The organism is Falseniella ignava (genome assembly GCF_002847645.1).
Classification (GTDB): Bacteria; Bacillota; Bacilli; order Lactobacillales; family Aerococcaceae; genus Falseniella; species Falseniella ignava.
The window spans coordinates 1-20622 of sequence record NZ_PKHE01000015.1 but is presented as its reverse complement, the minus strand read 5'-3'; the positions used below and the strand labels follow the sequence as shown (position 1 = coordinate 20622).

18 protein-coding genes are annotated in these 20622 nt (G+C 34.6%); 4 read left to right on the top strand and 14 right to left on the bottom strand.

Annotated features, from left to right (window positions below; genetic code table 11):
- Position 1 precedes the first annotated feature (1 nt).
- From mutS to CYJ57_RS05820, 11 genes are all read right to left on the bottom strand, one after another.
- Positions 2-2557 (bottom strand): DNA mismatch repair protein MutS, encoded by a 2556-nt coding sequence (gene mutS / locus CYJ57_RS05865; RefSeq protein ID WP_101954472.1) that lies wholly within the window; start codon positions 2555-2557, stop codon positions 2-4.
- A gap of 23 nt (positions 2558-2580) precedes the next feature.
- Positions 2581-3570: an LLM class flavin-dependent oxidoreductase gene (locus tag CYJ57_RS05860; protein WP_101954470.1), complete on the bottom strand. Its 990-nt coding sequence runs from the start codon at positions 3568-3570 to the stop codon at positions 2581-2583.
- Positions 3571-3684: 114 nt separating this feature from the next.
- Positions 3685-5244: a ribonuclease Y gene (rny, locus tag CYJ57_RS05855; RefSeq protein WP_101954469.1), complete on the bottom strand. Its 1560-nt coding sequence runs from the start codon at positions 5242-5244 to the stop codon at positions 3685-3687.
- A 129-nt stretch (positions 5245-5373) separates the two neighbouring features.
- Complete coding sequence (gene recA, locus CYJ57_RS05850; RefSeq protein WP_101954467.1) at positions 5374-6435, bottom strand: recombinase RecA; 1062 nt, start codon at positions 6433-6435, stop codon at positions 5374-5376.
- Between the two features lie 81 nt (positions 6436-6516).
- Positions 6517-7776 carry a competence/damage-inducible protein A gene (locus CYJ57_RS05845; protein ID WP_180764414.1) on the bottom strand — a complete coding sequence of 420 codons (1260 nt, stop codon included), beginning with the start codon at positions 7774-7776 and terminating at the stop codon, positions 6517-6519.
- 96 nt (positions 7777-7872) lie between these two features.
- On the bottom strand, positions 7873-8454 hold the full coding sequence (gene pgsA, locus CYJ57_RS05840) for a CDP-diacylglycerol--glycerol-3-phosphate 3-phosphatidyltransferase (protein WP_180764417.1): 582 nt from the start codon (positions 8452-8454) through the stop codon (positions 7873-7875).
- Between the two features lie 10 nt (positions 8455-8464).
- Positions 8465-9406 (bottom strand): helix-turn-helix domain-containing protein, encoded by a 942-nt coding sequence (locus CYJ57_RS05835; RefSeq protein ID WP_101954463.1) that lies wholly within the window; start codon positions 9404-9406, stop codon positions 8465-8467.
- A gap of 275 nt (positions 9407-9681) precedes the next feature.
- Positions 9682-12492 (bottom strand): Eco57I restriction-modification methylase domain-containing protein, encoded by a 2811-nt coding sequence (locus CYJ57_RS05830; protein WP_219525583.1) that lies wholly within the window; start codon positions 12490-12492, stop codon positions 9682-9684.
- Positions 12480-13739 carry a DEAD/DEAH box helicase family protein gene (locus CYJ57_RS07920; RefSeq protein WP_219525582.1) on the bottom strand — a complete coding sequence of 420 codons (1260 nt, stop codon included), beginning with the start codon at positions 13737-13739 and terminating at the stop codon, positions 12480-12482. The genes CYJ57_RS05830 and CYJ57_RS07920 overlap by 13 nt, the downstream gene beginning before the upstream one ends.
- Positions 13732-14661 (bottom strand): restriction endonuclease subunit M, encoded by a 930-nt coding sequence (locus tag CYJ57_RS05825; RefSeq protein WP_101954461.1) that lies wholly within the window; start codon positions 14659-14661, stop codon positions 13732-13734. The genes CYJ57_RS07920 and CYJ57_RS05825 overlap by 8 nt, the downstream gene beginning before the upstream one ends.
- A 39-nt stretch (positions 14662-14700) precedes the next feature.
- Positions 14701-14904, bottom strand: coding sequence for a helix-turn-helix domain-containing protein (locus tag CYJ57_RS05820; protein ID WP_101954460.1), 204 nt, complete (start codon positions 14902-14904; stop codon positions 14701-14703).
- Between the two features lie 330 nt (positions 14905-15234).
- On the opposite strand from CYJ57_RS05820, the gene CYJ57_RS08005 reads away from it, so the two are divergent.
- From CYJ57_RS08005 to CYJ57_RS07900, 4 genes are all read left to right on the top strand, one after another.
- Entirely contained in the window at positions 15235-15492 is a 258-nt protein-coding gene (locus CYJ57_RS08005; RefSeq protein ID WP_244896590.1) for a recombinase family protein, read from the top strand.
- 252 nt (positions 15493-15744) lie between these two features.
- Positions 15745-16074, top strand: coding sequence for a recombinase family protein (locus CYJ57_RS07910; protein WP_219525584.1), 330 nt, complete (start codon positions 15745-15747; stop codon positions 16072-16074).
- A 131-nt stretch (positions 16075-16205) separates the two neighbouring features.
- Complete coding sequence (locus CYJ57_RS07905) at positions 16206-16529, top strand: hypothetical protein (protein WP_219525580.1); 324 nt, start codon at positions 16206-16208, stop codon at positions 16527-16529.
- 9 nt (positions 16530-16538) lie between these two features.
- On the top strand, positions 16539-16691 hold the full coding sequence (locus tag CYJ57_RS07900) for a DUF4368 domain-containing protein (protein WP_219525579.1): 153 nt from the start codon (positions 16539-16541) through the stop codon (positions 16689-16691).
- Positions 16692-16813: 122 nt separating this feature from the next.
- Here the strand turns inward: CYJ57_RS07900 and CYJ57_RS05810 are convergent, their stop codons facing one another.
- Genes CYJ57_RS05810 through CYJ57_RS05800 form a run of 3 tightly spaced genes read right to left on the bottom strand, consistent with a single transcriptional unit; the run spans position 16814 to position 20419 of the window.
- Entirely contained in the window at positions 16814-17767 is a 954-nt protein-coding gene (locus CYJ57_RS05810; protein ID WP_280522421.1) for an ABC transporter permease, read from the bottom strand.
- Positions 17760-18857, bottom strand: a complete 1098-nt coding sequence (locus tag CYJ57_RS05805) for an ABC transporter permease (RefSeq protein WP_006701352.1) — start codon at positions 18855-18857, stop codon at positions 17760-17762. The genes CYJ57_RS05810 and CYJ57_RS05805 overlap by 8 nt, the downstream gene beginning before the upstream one ends.
- Positions 18854-20419, bottom strand: coding sequence for an ABC transporter ATP-binding protein (locus CYJ57_RS05800; RefSeq protein ID WP_101954457.1), 1566 nt, complete (start codon positions 20417-20419; stop codon positions 18854-18856). Before CYJ57_RS05800 ends, CYJ57_RS05805 begins: the two co-directional genes overlap by 4 nt.
- Positions 20420-20622 lie beyond the last annotated feature (203 nt).

Below are 20622 nucleotides of genomic sequence, written 5' to 3'. Positions count from 1 at the left end.
TCTAACTTTCGTTAACATCTCTTTGAAGCTCTACCAAAAGATTTAGCGCATCAACCGGCGTTAATTGATTAACATCCAACGCTTTAATTTTATTTATTATCTCAGAACTTAATGCTGTTGTTTGTATCTCTTTCTTTTCTTGTATTGTTTCTCTAACATTCGGCAAATACTTGGCTTGAGACTCTAACGCTTCTAAAATTTCTGCACTCTGCCGAATTACTTGCTTTGGTAGACCAGCAATTTGTGCTACATGAATACCATAGCTACGGTCAGAAGGTCCTTCTAACACTTTATGCAAGAAGACTAGCTCCCCATTTATTTCTTCACTACCAACATGAATATTACGAACAACTGGAAGATCCGAATCGAGTCGCGTTAATTCATGGTAATGCGTAGAAAAAATTGTTAGACATTGAATTTTTTGGGCAATATAGCGAATAATCCCTTCGGCTAACGCAATTCCATCATATGTTGCAGTCCCACGCCCTAATTCATCAAACAATAGCAAACTATTTGTCGTAGCTTCTTTCAACGCTACTTGAGTTTCCATCATTTCGACCATAAAGGTACTTTGACCTAAAGTCGTATCATCTGCGCTACCAATTCGGGTGAATATTTTATCTATTATTGGCAATTTAGCACTTGTCGCAGGAACAAAACTTCCTATTTGACATAGAATAAAGCAATAAGCAATTTGACGCATATAAGTACTTTTACCTGACATATTGGGCCCCGTTAAAATATGTAAATAATTCTCTGAGGTGCTTGAAAAATCATTCGGCACAAAATTTGTTTTTTTAATTAATTTCTCAACAACCGGATGGCGTGACTGAATAATTTCAACATCTTTCGGCTGAGAAACAATTTGAGGCTGGGCATAATCCTCTTGATCTGCCAACGAGGCAAAAGCAGATAAGACATCTAATTCAGCAACTTGCATCGCCAATTGCTGGAGTGGTTCGATATAGTTCAAAATTTGTTCACGAAGCTCAACGAACAATTGATATTCTAAAGCGGTTGATTTTTCTTTGGCATTTAAAATCGTTTGTTCAATCTCTTTTAATTCATCTGTAAAGAAACGTTCAGAATTCGCTAACGTTTGTTTTCGGATATAACGGGGATCTTCTAATTCTGCTGCTTGAACTCGACTAATCTCAATATAGTATCCGAACACTTTATTAAAGCCAACCTTTAATGTTTTAAGCCCAGTTCGTTCACGTTCATCAACTTGCAATTGAGCTAGCCAATCTTCTCCGTGTTCTAAAGCATCCCGGTATTGGTCCAATGTTTCATGGACTCCTGATCGAATCAAATTTCCTTCACTTGAGGATAAAGGAGGATTATCAATCAATACGGATGAAATAAGGTTAATTAATTCACTAAAATCATTCAACAATTGAAATGATACTGAAGAATCAAATTGATTCATCGAATCTAAAATTTGATTTATGGTTCGAACTTCGCAAAGCGATTGATAGAGATGGTCAATATCTTTGGGATTAGCATAACCTAGACTAATTTTAGATATTAATCTTTCTAAATCATAAATATTTTTGAGCGAATTGACTAAATCCATTCGCTCAAAGTAAGCAGATAAGAAGGCGGCTACTTTCTTATGTCGCGCTTCAATCTTTTGCTGATTAATTAAGGGTTTATCTAACCAACGCGCTAACAATCTACCTCCCATTGCTGTTTGTGTTTGGTCGATATAGGATAAAAGAGATCCTTTGCGTTTATGTGTACGTAACGAGCGAGTGAGCTCAAGCTGAATCTTAGTGTAATGATTTAGTTGCATCGCTTGATCTATGGCATAACGCTGGACAGGTTTAAGATGTGCAAATGATTCCATTTGCAAACGATTCAAATAACTTAATAAATATTCATAAATCGGAGCTTCATTACTTGTAAGTTCTTCAATGAGTGAGGTTGGATAAACTATTTTTGATTCAGGTAACGCATGTTCAGTAAACGTAATTGATTCAACTGTTTTAAATTGATAAATCATTTCTTTTAAAAATGTTGGGATAATTATTTCACTGGGATGAACACTTTGAATTTCATTCCATAGCATTTCTGTATCGCTGCAGCACGTTAAATAACTTTCACCTGTGGCTATATCGATATAACAAAGACCAAAATCGTGACCTGTTAACGGGTAGATTGCTGCTAAGAAATTATTTTCTTTGTGATCTCCTACTTGGTCATCAACGTAAGTGCCCGGCGTAATCGTTCGAACAATTCCACGTTTAACCATACCCTTTACGCTCTTCGGATCTTCTAACTGCTCGCAGATGGCAATTTTATAACCAGCATCAATTAATTTTTTAATATAGTCATTGGCCGCGTGATATGGGACGCCACACATTGGAATCGGATTATCATCATTTTTATTTCGCGAAGTTAAAGTGATTTCTAATACTTTAGCTGCTGTAAGCGCATCCTCATAAAACATTTCATAAAAATCACCCAATCGATAGAAAAGAATAGCATCTGGACAGGTTCTTTTTATTTCAAAATATTGTTCCATCATTGGCGTTAACTTCGCTGGTTTACTCATGATATCATCCTTCTCTGTTATTACTATGAATGGGTCGTAATCACTTCTTTAATGATACGATAACTTTCTTCGAGCTGTTCAATTTCAGGTGAATAGGAAACAATCATGACTTCATCGGGATGATATTTTGTATTAATATCTTTCCAAACATTGGCTACTTCCTCTGGATTACCGTATAGGTTAATCCCACCTCTTGTTTTCAAGAAGAATTTCTCGACCGTTGTTAAATGATTATAAAAACTTATATCTGGAGTTTGAATTTGGCCAGATTCACCTCGAGCAATTTGAATCGAATGAAAATCCCAAATGCTCTTCATTTCTTCTGATTTTTCAGTTGTCTCTTGCGCCGTACCGATCATCGCTAAAATTAAATAAGGTTCTTGCAAATATTCAGAAGGGACAAATTGTTCGCGATATATTTCAATTGCTTTATCTAAAAAATTGGGTGAGAAATGTCCCGCAAAAGCGTATGGCAGTCCTAAATCTGCTGCAATCTGGGCTGACGTGGTGGTACTCCCGAGTATATATAATGGAACTTGGCGATCAATTGCTGGAACTGCAATGACGCTTTCTTGTGATTCTGCTGGACCAAAATATCTTTGTAGTGCACGGATGCCGTCTTTGAAGCCTTCTTCTGAAGTTTCTCCATGATAAATCAATTGAGCTGTTTCTGTATCCGTCCCAGGTGCTCTACCTAATGATAAATCGACTCTGCCAGGATGCAAAACGTCTAACATGCCATAAGTTTCTGCGACTTGAAGGGGCGTATGATTTGGTAACATCACTCCACCAGCACCAACACGAATGTTTTCTGTTGCATCCAAAACATATTGGATTAGAACAGACGTTGCTGTTGAAATGACCCCGGGTGAATTATGGTGTTCTGCAATCCAATAACGATCATAACCTAATTTTTCTACAATTTGAGCAAGTTCTCTTCCGCGGCGGATTGCATCAATTGGCTGATCCTGTAAAAAAACTGGAAACAAATTGAGTGCTGATAGTTTAACCATAATAATTCCTCCCAACAAAGTTCTTTATAATAATTATACCAAAATCCTTCATTAGACTAAAGTTAAGCGAATGAAAAAAGATTAGGCATTATCGCCTAATCTCAATATCAAAAATTATTTTGCATAGTCAATAGCTCGCGTTTCGCGAATAACTGTTACCTTAATATTGCCTGGATAAGTCATTTCTCGTTCAATTTGAAGTTTAATATCACGAGCTAATTTAACAGCTTGCGCATCATTAATTTGATCTGGTTCAACCATCACACGGATTTCGCGTCCTGCTTGAATCGCAAAAGCGTTTGAAACCCCTTGGTAGCTGTTAGATATTTCTTCAAGTTGTTCAAGTCGTCGAATATAATTTTCTAATGATTCATTACGAGCACCTGGTCTAGAAGCGGAGAAAGCATCTGCTACAGCCACAATAACTGATATTAATGAAGTTGGTTGTGTATCACCATGATGAGAAGCAATCGCATTGATAACCACTTTCGGTTCTTGGTAACGACGTGCAATTTCAGCACCAATTTCAACGTGAGTCCCCTCAACCTCATGGTCTAACGCTTTCCCAATATCGTGTAGTAGTCCAGCACGACGTGCTAACATTTCATCTTGACCAATCTCAACCGCTATAAAACCAGCCAGTTTTGCCACTTCCATCGAGTGCTTTAAGACATTCTGTCCATAACTCGTACGATAAGCTAAACGTCCAATAATCTTAATCAAATCGGGATGCATTGAGTGAAGCCCCAATTCAAAGATTGCTTCTTCCCCAGCTTCACGAATTTTCTCATCGATTTCTTTGCGTGATCTTTCAACCATTTCTTCGATTCGTGCAGGATGAATTCGTCCATCTTGAATTAATTTATCAAGTGCTGTGCTAGCAATTTTACGACGAATTGGATCAAAACCACTTAAGACGACCGTATCGGGCGTATCATCGATAATTAAATCAATTCCTGTCAGACTTTCAAACGTTCGAATATTCCGTCCTTCTCTACCGATAATTCGACCTTTCATATCATCATTTGGTAAATGGACGACGGTTAAGGTATTGTCCGTGACGATATCTGTAGATGTTCGTTGAATTGCCTGTAAAATAATATTTTTTGCTGTTCGATCTGCTGTATTACGAGCTTCTTGCTCAGCATCACGAATCATCGTAGCAATTTCATTTGTCAGTGATTCTTCGGTATCTTTCAAAACAATTGCTTTAGCTTCATCGGGTGACATCGCAGCCACACGGTAAAGTTCTTCTTCCTGTTGTTGAATCAATTGACCAATTTCTTGCTCTTTATCGACTAGCTGTTGTTGTTTTACTTCAAACTCAGCTAGTTTTGCTTCAAGCTGACTATCGCGTTGATCTAATAAATTACTGCGATTATCTAGGTTTTCTTCACGATGAATCATTCGTGCTTCAGACCGACTTACTTCATTCCGACGTTCTTTTAATTCCTCTTCGACCTCATTACGGTACTTAAGATTTTCTTCCTTCGCCTCGAAAAGCGCTTCACGCTTAAGTATTTGTGCTTGTTTGATAGCGTCATCTACAATAACATCCGCATTGAGTCTTGCTTTTTCAATATTTCGTTCATCAGAAGCTTTTTTAAATAAAAAGCCAATTACTATTCCTACAATTAAGGCAACAATCACAAAGGCGATTAACTTTAAGTCCATAAGAGTCACCTCCTTGATTGTTTATTTTTATTCAATTATATTTAATAATTAATTGTGTTTCCACTTCTTAATCTTATGCTTAATTGCAAGAATAGTCAAATATCTTTTGCTCTTTAAATGAGATAATCATTATTCATCGAAAAGTAAGTCGGTAGATATTTCTTCATTATCTTGTTCTGCAGATTCTTCAGCAGGTACGTCCGTTTTAAAATAATGTTGGCGGACTCTTTCTTCAATTTCGGCTAAAATTTCAGGATTTTGTTCTAAGAAATCTTTAGCATTTTCCCGGCCTTGGCCAATGCGTTCATCTTCATATGAATACCATGACCCTGCTTTATGCATAATATCTGCTTCTGATGCGAGGTCGACAATCTCTCCTGTTTTTGAAATGCCTTTACCATAAATAATATCGACAACAGCTTCTTTAAATGGTGGGGCCACTTTATTTTTAACAATTTTAATTCGCGTACGATTTCCAATAAAATCTGATTTATCTTTAATTGTTTCAGTACGACGTACTTCTAAGCGAATCGTTGAATAGAATTTTAAAGCACGGCCTCCGGGTGTTGTTTCCGGGTTACCAAACATAACACCAACTTTTTCACGAATTTGGTTAATAAAGAAACAGATTGTTTTGGTTTTATTAATTGAACCCGATAATTTACGTAGAGCTTGAGACATCAAACGAGCCTGAAGTCCAATGTGAGAATCACCCATCTCCCCTTCGATTTCTGCCCGAGGTACTAAAGCCGCTACGGAGTCCACTACAATAATATCAATAGCTCCAGAAGAGACAAGTGCATCTGCAATTTCTAAAGCTTGTTCTCCGGTATCTGGTTGTGATAATAATAACTCTTCAATATTGACACCTAAGTTTTGAGCGTATACTGGATCTAAGGCATGTTCCGCATCAATAAAAGCTGCGATGCCGCCTTGACGTTGGACTTCCGCAATAGCATGTAATGCGACGGTTGTTTTACCTGAAGACTCGGGACCGTAACATTCAATAATTCTTCCACGAGGATAACCACCCACTCCTAATGCCATATCGAGTAGGATTGATCCCGATGAGACCGTTGATATTTTCATACTCGTCTGTTCTCCAAGACGCATTACTGCCCCTTTTCCAAAATCTTTTTCAATATTTTTTAAGGCCATCTCTAAGGCTTTTTTACGATCATTTGTTGTCATGATGTTCCTCCATTTTCTTATCTGATACTATTTTACTTTGTTTATACATGATAATCAAGAAAATAAGAACATTTGTTCTTATTATTTGATTAAATGATACAATAATCGCATAACTTCATTAACGGAGCGATTACGCACAGCATTACGATTAGGGGCTGGAAAATGATAAACCTCTGAAATAACCGGCTGATCTTTAAAGGCAATTCCAATATAGACTGTTCCAGGCAATTGGTCTGCAAGACCATCTGGTCCAGCTACACCCGTTAAAGAAATAGCAATCGTACTATGGGTTCGTTCTCTTAACCTTTCTGCCATTGATCGTGCCACTTCATGACTTACGACACTATATTGTTGGATAGTCTGTTCAGGTACTCCTAATAGCTGTGTTTTCATTGGGGTCTGGTAAGTAACATACCCTCCTCGGACTACTTGTGAAGCTCCAGGAACGGACGTTAATTTAGCTTGAACTAACCCTCCAGTCAGGCTTTCAGCAGCTGAAAGCGTATAACCTAACCTTTGGCACCGATGAATAATGTATTGCTCAATCGTAAAGTCTTCCCCTTCGCCAATCCAAGGAGAATATAGGGTCTCCCGCAGTTGCTGTTCCATCCTTGATAAAATTATATCGCATTCTTTATCATTACAAGCATTCGCCGTCACCCGTATCGTAACCATATTATTTTTTGCATAAAGAGCGATGGTCGGATTCGTTTGGGCAGTAATTAACGTTTCGATTTGTTTTGCAATGGCTGATTCCCCAATATCGTACAAATGATAATAGCGGGACAGGATAACCATTGATTCACTTTTAAGTATTTCATTTTTAATAAAAGGAACCACTTGATTCAAAAACATCGCTTCAAGTTCAGCAGGCGGCCCCGGTAAAACGACATAATCAGTTCTTCCTTGAGTTCTTTCAGAGGTGTAAATTAAACCACAAGCTAATCCTACCTGGTTAATCAAAGTCGTACCGTTAGATATTGTGTAAGCTTGACGAATATTATTCGGAGCCATTTCGCGACCTTTATTCTCAAAATACTGAATATTTTTCTCATGTTGTATATCGCAAACTTCTAACGTCTCGCCTAAAAAATCAGCAAAGACCTCTTTGGTTAAATCATCCTCAGTCGGTCCTAAACCTCCCGTTATAATAATTAAATCACTTCGTTGCGAAGCCAATTGAAATGCATTGTAAATTCGCTCAAAGTTATCTCCGACAGTAGTTTGATAAAAAACGCCCAAGCCTAATTGCAAACATTGTCGACTTAAGAATTGTGCATTTGTATTTAGAATATCACCCATCAGGATTTCCGTTCCAATTGTGATTAATTCTACTTTCATTTTTCCTCCTAATAATAGATACATAAAATAATTTAAAATTTTTGATTAATTTAAAAAAACTTCTAAAAATATTTCATTTTAGAAGTTAAGTAAAACTTATAAAGAATCTGAAAAGACAAATCGTCCTTGGTAAAAGTATTCAATCCCGGAATAAACTGTGAAAATCAAACAAAGAATTAATAAGATATAGGCAATGTCGACTGAGATTAAGGCAAATCCTATATTATTCAATAAGTAAAAAACAACTGAAAACATCTGAGTAAAGGTTTTAATCTTTCCTGGTAAAGCAGCCGCCATAACTTTTCCATTGGAACGAGCTAATAATACGCGTAGTCCTGTGACTAATAATTCACGAGAAATAATGATTAAAACAATCCAAGCTGGAACGCGTTGTTGTTCTACTAGAACAATAAATGCGGCAATGACTAACAACTTATCGGCCATCGGATCAAAAAACTCTCCAAAAGCAGTCACAAGATTAAGTTTACGAGCGAGATAGCCATCAAGAAAATCAGTCAAACTTGCAATAATAAATACTATAGCTGCAAGAAGTTGATTCACTGGAATAACCGATCCAAGCACCGTCACATCGCCATGAGATGCCGGTAAGTACATCAAAATGATAAATACAGGAATTAAACACATCCTTAAAATTGTCAATTTATTCGCTATGTTCATTTTAGCCATATCATTGACCTTCTTCCTCAGACGGAATCGTTAACTCTTCTGTTTCAGGAGTACTTTCAGTTTCTGGAACACCTAGTTCAAAAACAATCGTTTCTTTCATATATTCATTTTTCGATTCTACTTTAGTACCGTTAACTAAAATATCTGCTCCCTCTGGATAACCTAATTGTAGACGTAATCGTCGGGTTCCTTCTGAAACTTTATACTCAAAAGTTTCACCTTCTGTGACAGTTGAATCTAACGTAATTTCTCCATCCTCAAAGGCACCAATCCACACGAAATTATGTCCTTTAAACTCAAATTTATATTGATCAAATGGTGCATTGAGTCGATACGTCGTTTCTTCATCAGAATTAGAAATTAACGTAATTGTTTGTGCTCCTACACGAATATCATTCTCACTTGTTGCGATGGTTGTCTCCTCAACACGTTGAGTTGTGAGTGATTCCGTTGCTTCGTCAGGTTCAATGACACTTACAATTTCATTCGTCTCTTCAACTTGAGGTGCAGGTTGATTCATCCGATTAATATTATTAATCGCTATAATTAGTGAGATGATAATGGCAAAGATAATCGCTATAAGTAATACTAACGGAACATAGGAAAGTAAGATATCTAAGTTATTTCGTTCTTTTCGTAAGTAGCGTTCAGTCCTTGAAGGCAAAGTATCGGTTGTACTTTGAACCATCGCTTCTGGTAATTCACTATTTAAATCGATTTCTTCTTCCAATTCAATTAATAATTCTTCACTATCTAATCCTACCATATCCGCATATTGTTTAATAAACGCGCGAGTGTAAAATGCGCCAGGCATTTGATCAAATTGCCCTTCTTCAATGGCTTGTAAATATTTTTTTTGGATTTTAGTCATTTGTTGTAAGGTGTTTAAGGTATAACCTTTTTCAATTCTTGCATCTCTTAATTTATTTCCTAATTCACTCATGAAACATGGCTCCCTTATCTTTCATTCACTCTAGTGATTATACCATATTTTATCGTGAAACATACATGAATTCGTGTTTCGATTGAAAAACTTTGTAGAGAATTTGATTCAATAAAAAGAAGCGTCTGACTGAAGTTCATTTTCTTCCCGAGAAAACAGGAAAAATCTAACAGTTCAAAGGCTCATTGAATTAGGGATTTAAAAAATGATTCAGAGAGTCTTTAGGTGGCAGGAGAAAAGGCTATGAGTTTAAATGCTCTCATAGCCTTTTTTGATTACATATCTTTAATTGAATTTTTAATGTGATTTCTTTCTTCTTCTGTTAATTGATACTTATCAAATAGTTGTTCATCTATTTCATCAATAACTTTAGTCCAATCTATATCAGATTCATCAGTAAAATCTTGAATAGGAACAAATCTAAATGTTTTAGCTGTTGAATCTTGACTTGGTTTAGATAAAGAATGCATATACCTAGCAAATTTTGTTTTAAAATATTTAGTCAAATTTTCACAAGATTTATGATTTAAATTTAACTCAGCTCCAACCACCAAGTATGTCTCTGTGCAAATTTCTTTAGGTTTTCCTATAAAAGCATTCAAATTATCATCTGAAAGTTCTGTACCAATATTATTTGCTCTTGCTATAAAAACTTTCCAAACATCAATATATTCGGTATTTTTATTAATTAATTCTTTTTCTACATATCCTATTTGTCTTCTTTTTCCGTAGCATAGAACTGGTTCGATTAAATCTTTATCTGTCACATGATAAGACTCGTCTTTAGTAAAATATCCTCTAAAACCAAATGGACGTAGTGAAGAAATATATTCAGACATTTTATTTTTTGTTTTCGCATTTACTTTTTCAATTATTTTAGGTCCCTTTCCATCTCTAATAAATATGTCAATGCCATCTACCAGAAGAGTTCTATTTACATCCGATGTCACTTCATCATTCTTATAAGTAACAACTCTTACTATATCTCCACTCTTTTCCTTATCATTAATAAAAAAGCAAACTCCTCCTCTATTGTTGGTATTTGGAAAAACATCTTCAGGCGTTGTAAAATCATGCAGCTCTCTCATCGTACGATCTTTAAGCATTAAATCCCTAAATTCATTTAAACCTTTACCCCCAGCAAACCATCTTGTAGGTGTAATAAAACAAGTATATTTGTTTGTAAGTTCTTTACCTAATAGTACAAAATGCTGATATATGGGCTTCGCACTTGCTTGAGCACCACCATCACTGAGTTGATATGGAGGATTACCTACCACAGCACCAAACTTCACTTTATTATCACCTACCTTTATTTTTTCATCTAGTTTAATATTACAAAATTTCTTGTCTTGTTCTAATATATTTTTGATTTTTTCGTAATCTATACTATTCTCTTTATTTTTTATTTCAAGTAAATCATAAGCATTAAAATTAGTAGCTATATTTTCTATATTTAAATCAAGTATTTCATAAAACTTTCTTGTAAATTCATATGCAATAGATGAAGTTGGGATTGAATAAACAAGATCTTTAACTACATCATGTGAAAGTCCAAGTTCTATTCTTAATCTATTATAAATAGAAACCACATATTCTCCGGATTTGCAACCTATATCAAGGAAACTTTCGTTTTTATTTACTATTTCTCTTAGATTATTTTCTGGCAACAAATTAATCATATCATCGCATACTTTTGCTGGAGTAACAACCTCAGACTCACTCATCCTATTAAACCTTTTTATTGATGTCATTGCTCTGTCTATCGGACTCATTGTTTCGTCATTTGCTAACAGAGAGATGTTTTGAATCTTATAATCTAATCTACTTCTTTTAAATGGATCCATATATTGACTTACTTTTTCTAATACATATTTATCTATTAGCAGATTTTTTGAAAGTCTTTCATTGTCAGTTGATTCAATTACAGACAATATATCATCTAAAGATGAAACTTCATCCTTTGTTAAAAAAGAGAAAAATAAAATTCTCTGATAGTATGTTTTAATCTTACTTTCTAATTTTTGAATCTCTTTGTCAGTTTTTGTTTCAGTATATTCTTTATTCTCGCCCCTCTTGACTTCAAAATTATCATCATTAGATTCTGGAACTTCAGGTTCGATATCATCTCCTTCTCCTTCATTTGGAGGGATGGTTAAACCTTGTTTTGAATTAAATTCCCCTTGACTTTCAATAGTTGTCCTAATAACTTCGTCATTTAAAAGAGATAAATCCACAGGGATATCTAAAACTTCATCAGAAACACTTCTTTGGTTATTATATTCACTAATATATTCTAGAATATTTGTTGCTGTAACTTCCTTTATCTTGTTATGGTTCATTACGATAATTGGGGATATATGAAGTTCATCTTGAATTCTTTCTAGTAGTTTACTATTTCCATTCTTATCGGTATTTACATTATATATTAGAGATTTTTGTTCTTGCATTCTAAATAGTCTATTTGGATCAAAATCTACTAGAAGTGTTTGTGGTTTTAGATTTTCTCTTATTGTACCTTTATCACTCGAAAGTGTCCTAATATACTGATTTTGCAATCTAAATATTGATTGATCATATTCTTGAGGAGATGCTGTATCTTTTAAATAAAGCATAGTATCCCATTGTTCTACTGTAGATCCTGTAAGCATTCTATTAACAGTAAGTGTAATAGTCTTTATATCATTGGATTCACATTCAGTTATTTTATTTTTAATATCGTTTGGGGTTTTAAGTATTTTTGATGATTCTAAACCAGAAATATTTATTATTTCATACTCATTTAGGTTTTTAAAAGAAGTTTTATTAATTTTTATGAGATCTTCCATAGCATCACAAGAGGCACAATAGGGAAGAACCATAACTATATGTCTGCACATTTTTCCAGATTTAATTTTGTCGTAATCTAAAAAACCTAATAAGCCATCATCTTCTTTACTTCCATCTATAACTTGCAAGAGATCCAGTATTTCTCTTTCATTAATAAATTTTTTGTGTCTATATTTCTTTTTGTCTAAAGTTATTGACTCTGGTTCAAATAACTTAGAGAATGCAAAGCTGATACCACTTCTTTTTAGTGCTTCCATTTTTTTCTAGATGATTTATTTGGATTGAAGGCAAATCTAACCATCTGTGGAAATCCGTAGTACGGATTGTCCCATTCTTCAACATCATCTTTCTGAAGATTTTCTCTATCCCATTTTTTCTGTTCTTCAACTATATCTGAAAATTGTATAAATGAAATAATATCCTCTTTTTCAAACTCGCTTCCCATTAATATCCTATAAGGTGTTCCAGATAAATGAAGTCTAATACTTGCGTTTAATTTTTTTATTTCCTCATCGGCTGTTTGAGTATCTATTGATTCATCGTTGAGTTTTTGTATGTTCTTTTCATCAATTCTGTTGTAGCCAGCATTTTTTAGAACTTTACCAAATGATTCTGCTCTCGCTCCAAAATGTGTTTCATCTACAATAAGAAGGTCTATTTGTTCAGAAAATAATTCTTTGTGTTTTGCTTTAATATTGTCACCTTGTAAATCCTGTAAGGTTAAAAATAGAACTATTTTCTCATTTTTAAATAAAATACTCTTTATCACTTCAGGGTCTCTAGCTAAATCTAAACTATCTAAGAATTTATATTGTTCAAAATTTCCAGCACTTTCTACTGTCTTTTTCCATTCTTCTCTTACATCGGCTTTAGCCGAAACTACAAGAACTAGTTTAGCTTTTATCTCTAGAGCGCAATAAAGAGAAGTAAATGATTTCCCGAATCTCATTACAGCATACATTAATAGGTTTTTTCTTCCACTATTAACAGCATTCACAAATTGATCAACTACTTTCTTTTGATTAGGTCTTAAGTCCCAGGCCTCTCCTCTTTCATAGTGATACATTTGAGGCAGATTACTAGCTGAAGAATAATAATCATATTTGTTAGATTTTTTCTTGTAGTTTATTTTTATATCTTCAATTGCATCGTTAATATCTTCTACTTCTGTGTTTTTAAAAAATTCTTTACTATAATATGTTTCATCGTTTAAATCGATAGGAAGTAACCTCTGTTTATTTAAATCCTTCTCTAAAAATTGATGAACAGAATAATCTCTGAGATATGTCTCATCATTGATTATAGCCTTGTTTTCATACTTTTTTTCTAGTTCAGGAAAATACTTTCTCCATTCATTAAGTCTCTGTGATACAGGTCTATAAGTATCTCCAATTTTTAAATAATTCGGAACTGTATTAGTTTTGAATGCATAAATGTGTGGATCTACTCTACCTACAATTATTTTATCAAGTATACCTATAGACTCTATTCTTGACCTATCCATAATTTTCACCCCAGTTTATTAAATCTTTAAAATTAATTATCTTTTTAGATCTCCAATCCTTTATGATACAAAGTGCATCCTTATCTTTTTGTTCAAATATTGACAATTGTTCAAATTGTTCTTGTGGTGATTTATAAGGAATCGTATATGTTAGTCCATCCATTTGCCACAAATTCCAAGAAATTATCTTGGCTATTCTAAGTAATTCATCTTCAGGGGGTTCTTTTTGTAACCTCTCTTTTGCATAATCAAAATAAGATGCTAATAGGTTTTCTCTTGCTATCAACAAACTATCTCCTTGAAATTCGAAACCGTATATGCTTTGAAAGGCTCTCTCGGCCCATTTTAACCACTCTTCTTCAGTTTCTGTATTTTCATTTATTACTCTCATCTTTCTGTCTAAAAATCCAATTCTATTATTCAATTCTATCGGAGTTCCTGTAGTTGAATCATAACGACTAACTAAATAAGGAGCTTCTCCACAAGTCATTTCGAGACGTCGTTCATCTACATAATTCTTCCATGTTTTATTTTTATCTTCAGGAAATTCTATTTTTTTAATTGTAGATACCCATGACTTTTCTTTTTCAACATTAAACACTTCATCTCTACAGAACCATGCATTATCAACTAAATTATTTTGAGCATTACAAATCCAACTAGGGGTGAACACCTCTGCTTTGTCTTTCGTTCTATTTCCTTGTTTTTCCTTTGTTTTTAATATCCTTGGTCTGATGATGTTAGAATTATTACCAGTTATAAGTTCAATTTCTATAGGAAAATGAGAGTTGTATTTATCTCCTAAATATTCATAATCATCAGTTCCCCAAATAATATTTCGTTCGGTGGTTCTATCAATAAGCAGATTTTTTAGAATAACTAAGCTCCACTTATTTTCATCTATATCAATAGTAAATGCCATATAATTTCACCTTTTTAACTATAAAATAATAAGTTCTTTCTAATCAATTCTATACTCTAATACTTCTGATATATCACATTTAAAATACCTACATATTCTACCAAGTATTTCCATACTTACATTCTCGTCTCGTCCCATTTTAGCTATGGTGTGTGGAGTTGTATGGATGGCTTTTTGTAAGTCTAATTTATTCATCTTTTCATCTATTAATTTTTTCCATAATTTGTCAAAGGAAAATCCCATAATCCACCTCAAATCAATCTTCTACTTCGTACAGTTTTTCTATAATATTATACCACTTTCTAAAACTTGTTTTTACCTATTTTTTAAGTCGGATATATTTCCGTTTTTTTCTAATCAAAAACACAGTTTTTGTCTTAGGGCTAGTGTATGAAGAAATATTTCTAATAAAAGGAGGAAAATATGAAACAATTAAATAGACAGTCTTCATACTTTTAAGCTAGTGAAAAGATTACAGCATTATACTGTTGACTTTTAAGGGATGATGAACTTCAAGGCGAAAGCAACTCAATAAGAAATCAAAAGGACATATTAGAAAAACATGCTCTTGATATGAGATTTAAAAACCTTGAGTTCTTCGTAGATGATGGTTATTCAGGTACGAACTTTGATAGACCCGCTTGGAATAAATTAAATTCCTTAATTAAGGATGGAAAAGTTGAAAATATTATAGTAAAAGATATGAGTAAGCTTGGTAGAGATTATCTGAAGGTAGGCTTTTATACTGAAGTTTTATTCCCAGATAATAATATACGATTTATTGCAATTAATAATGGTGTGGATTCAAAAAATCAAGTAGAAAAACCTTAAACCTTTTTTTAATATCTTCAACGAGTTCTATGCTAAGTATACAAGCAAAAAGATAAAGGCTGGTTTTAAGGCTAAGGGTTAAAGTTGAAAACCACCAACAACTAATCCACCTTATGATTATTTAAAAGATAAGGAAGACAAAAACAAGTGGATAGTCGATTAATTTTCTGCTGAAATTGTCAAACTGATTTTTAATCTTTGCATTAAAGGTTTTGAGCTAAGTCAAATAGCCAGAAAACTAAAAAGAGAAAGATTCCAACTCCTGCTAAACATTTTAGTAATTTGGGAATAAATTTCCCAACTGAAAAACCCGAAATAAAATATAGTTGGAATCCTGATACTGTTTCCAATATTCTTGATAGAGAAGAATATCTAGGAAAAGTTATAAACTTTAGAACAAAGAGTAAACCCTATAAAACTAAGAAAAGTGTAGACATGCCAAGGTCTGAATGGACTATCTTTGATAGTGTTCATGAACCAATCATTGATGAAGAAACATTTGATGTTGTAAAAAGGATAAGAAAAACAAGACGAGTTCGTAACAGTTTAGGAGAAATGCCTTCACTATCCGGTATGCTCTAATGTGCAGACTGTGGAGCAAAATTGTATCAAGTAAGGGGTAAAGGCTGGTCCCATGATAAAGAATACTTCGTTTGTGCATCCTATAGAAAGCAAAAAACAAATGCACTTCCCACCAAATTAAGAATATTCAAGTGGAAGAAGTTCTCATTAGGAAAATTAGGAAAGTTACAGCTTTTGCAAAAGACCATGAGGAAGAATTTGTAGATTTAGTTTTGAAGAAGAAAACCAGCGAGTTAAATCAAGTATTAAGAAGTAAGAAAAAGGAATTAGAAGATTCTAAAAATAGAATTGCAAAACTTGACTCCATAGTTCAAAACCTTTATGAAGATAACTTAGAAGGTAAAATATCTGACCAAAGATTTGAAAAAATGGCTGAATCTTATGATGAAGAAGAAATTTCAATTCAAGAAAGGATAGCTGGACTTGAAGAAAGCATTGCAAAATCACAGAAATAAGAACTTAATGTGGAATCATTCCTAAAACTTGTAAGGAAGTATACAGATATAAAGGAACTTGATCCAGAAATAATTAGAACATTTGTGGATAAGATTTATGTAAAAATATCAGAAAAAGTCCAAGGTACAAATTTAAAGAAACAGACTATTAGGATTTATTAGAACTTTATAGGGAAAATTGACATATAAAAATCGGCACAAAGGTTAATGCCTTCATGCCGATTAAATTTTAAGGAAATTAATCCCTAATTAAGAGCCCCTAAACGCTGCTTTTTAATTGAGCATTATTTAGATTTAATATATGTTTTACCATTCGCTTTAGGACCAAATGATTGGCCAACGAATAGGACTAACGCCACAATCGTAATGACATATGGTGCAATTTGAAGTAAAACAGGGGGCACCGATTTGATTACTGGAATTTGTGACCCTACCACTGATAGTGATTGAGCAAATCCAAAGAACAAGGCAGCTAGCATCGCTCCAATTGGATTCCACTGACCAAAAATCATCGCTGCCATCGACATAAATCCTTGACCTGTAATGGTTGAAACAGAGAAGTTTAAAGAAATCGATTGGGCTAATACTGCGCCGCCCATTCCACCAAAGAATCCTGAAAGTAAAACTCCCGCATATTTCATACCATATACATTAATCCCCAATGTATCGGCTGCTTGAGGATGTTCGCCCACTGAACGCAATCTCAAACCAAAACGTGTTTTATTCAGAAGCCACCATGCGATAAATGTCATCACAATCGCAAAATAAGCTGGTAACGAGGTACTTTGGAAAAAAATTCGACCGATAACCGGAATTTCTTTCAAAACTGGAAAGTTAAAATAACCAAATGATTCTTTAATAAAATCTGTTTGACCTCTTCCATCAAAAATAACACGTGTTAAAAAGACTCCTAGAGAAGGTGCAATAAGGTTTAGAACCGTACCAGAGATAATATGATCTGCTCGTAAGTTAACGGTTGCTACCGCATGAATCGAAGCAAATAGAACACCCGCTAATCCACCGACTAATAAACCAATCCATGGAGTCCAATCTCCAAACATACCCCCAAATGTTAAGTTAAATACAATCGAAGTAAAGGAGCCTATGACCATAATCCCCTCAAGACCGACGTTAACAACCCCACTACTTTCTGAAAATACCCCTCCAATTGCTGTCAATATTAATGGCGCTGAGTACACAAGTGTGGAAGATATAATGGATGCAATTCGGTTAATCATGAGCTTCACCTCCATTTTGGCTAGTTTTTGAGGCGGTACCTCTTGGAACCGATTGTTTCTTTTCAAAGAAGTATGTGATTACATAATTTGCTCCGACAAAGAAAATAATCGATGCAATCACAATATCTACGATTTCACTTGGGATTTGTGCCATCAGAGGCATACTAGTTCCTCCAGTTTTTAGTCCACCAAATAATAAACTAGAAAATACAATACCTATCGGATTTAATACTCCCAATAGTGCAACCGCCATACCATCAAATCCAATCGCAGGTGCTACACCATTCGTAAGGAAAATATTACGGAATTCACCTAGGCCGTTCATTACGCCTCCTAAGCCGGCTAACGCACCGCTGAGGAACATTGCAATAATAATATTACGTTTAGCGTCCATACCTGCATAGGTTGCTGCAAAACGATTCATCCCAACCGTCTTGAGCTCAAAGCCTAAAGTTGTATAGTGTAATAAAATATATACAAGCAACGCGAAAATTAAAGCTAAGAAAATCCCACCGTGAATGGTTGATCCTTTTGTTAAATCAGTCAGAGACTGAATTTTTAAACTTGCATTGGGACCGATATAAGGTGTCGCATCCATTCGGTCGGTAATAATATTTCGAATTGTATAGTCAGTAATATAGACTGCTACATAGTTCAACATGATGGTGACAATGACTTCACTGGTATTAAAGAAAGCTTTTAGAACGCCAGCAATCGCAGCCCATAAAGCACCTGCCAGACTACCTAAAATAATGGCACATGGTAACAAAATCACTTTAGGCGCATCTGGAAATGATATTCCAATCCAGACAGAAATTAACCATCCCCATAATGCCTGACCTGCAAGACCAATATTGAAGAATCCCGCTGTATAAGCAATTGAAAAGCCAAGTCCTGTAAAAATTAGTGGTGTGGCTGCTCGAATCGTTTGCCCAATATTAAATGGACTTCCAATCGCACCGTCCACTAAGGCACGGTAACCTTGAATCGGATCATAACCGAATAATAGCATGATTAGTGCACCAAATAACATTCCTATCGTTACTGATAAAATCGGAATTAATAATTTCAATGATTTCTTTTGATTCATTCAGCTTCAACCTCGCTTTCATTTCGCAAAGCTAAGACGTCTTCATAAGTCGTACCTGCCATCATCAATCCAATTTCATCCTCATTCGTTTCATGAGTTGGAATATTCGCAACAATCTGACCATTATACATTACTAAAATACGGTCCGTAATATTTAAGATTTCTTCTAATTCAAAACTCATCAGTAAAACCGCGTTATTTGCATTACGTTGCGCGATAATTTCTTGATGAATAAATTCAATCGCACCCACATCTAAACCACGAGTTGGATTCGCTGTAATCAATAGACGTGGCGCACTAGTTAATTCCCGAGCAATAATTGCTTTTTGCTGGTTTCCACCTGAAAGTGAGCCTGCACGAGCCTGATTAGAAGTCGTACGAACATCAAAATTACGAATTAATGTATCGGCATGATCGTTAATTTGTCGATAATTTAAAATACCTTGTTTAGAAAATGGTGATTTAAAATAATTTTTTAAGACTAAGTTTTGATCCAAAGGCATATCCAACACTAAACCAAATTTATGGCGGTCCTCCGGAACATGCGAAACATGCATTTCATTTATCTGTTTTGGTGTCGCGTTCGCCATATCCTTACCTTGAATCATAATTTGACCGGACTCTACTGGCATTAAGCCGGTGATAGCTTGGATTAATTCAGATTGCCCGTTCCCATCGATTCCTGCAATTCCGACTACTTCACCTTCTCGTACTTCAAAAGAAATATTCTCAACCGCTGGGAGACCATTCTCTTTCATAATGCAAACATCTTTAACTTCTAATACATTCGCCCCAGGATTACTCTGTCCTTGGATACGGGTCGTTTTCACATTTCTTCCAACCATCATCGTCGCCAATTCTCGTGATGTTGTGGTCGCAACATCAACCGTATCAATTGATTCACCACGGCGGATGACGGTACAACGATTGGCTACGGCTTTAATCTCATCCAATTTATGGGTAATGATAATTATCGCTTTACCTTCTTTTGCCAAAGATTTTAAAGTAACCATTAATTCTTGAATTTCTTGGGGTGTAAGGGAAGCTGTCGGTTCATCAAAAATAAGAATATCTGCTCCACGATACAAGACTTTTAGAATCTCAACCCGTTGTTGCATCCCGACACTAATTGAAGAAACTTTAGCATCTGGGTCAATACTTAAACCATATTGTTTAGATAATTCTATAATTCTTTGACGAGCTAATTTACGGTCAAGTTGCACTCCTTTCAGGGGTTCTTCACCTAACATAATATTTTCGACGACGGTAAAAGCGTCAATTAGCATAAAATGTTGGTGCACCATTCCAATTCCGAGTTGATTCGCTTTTGTCGGTGTATCTATGATCACTTTCTCGCCTCGAACAAAGATATCCCCCGAGGTTTCCATCAACAATCCGGAAAGAATATTCATTAATGTGGACTTTCCTGCCCCATTTTCACCTAATAGAGCATGAACCTCACCCGCATTGACAGAAAAATTAATATTTTTATTTGCATAAAAATCGCCAAATTGCTTAGAAATATTACGCATTTCTATTACGGGCACTTGTGAGTTGTCCATATAATTCCTCCTTTCAACCTCAAAAATATATACATAATTTCATTATAACTGAAATCGTTAAAAATGATAACCCTATCATAAAATATTTTTTCTATTCATCTCATCTACAAATGATAATGTCTCAAGTAACCGTAAATGAAAATGTCCCACTTTAGTGTATATTAAATCTAAGGAGGGATCTCAATGGAGGATTATCTTAACAT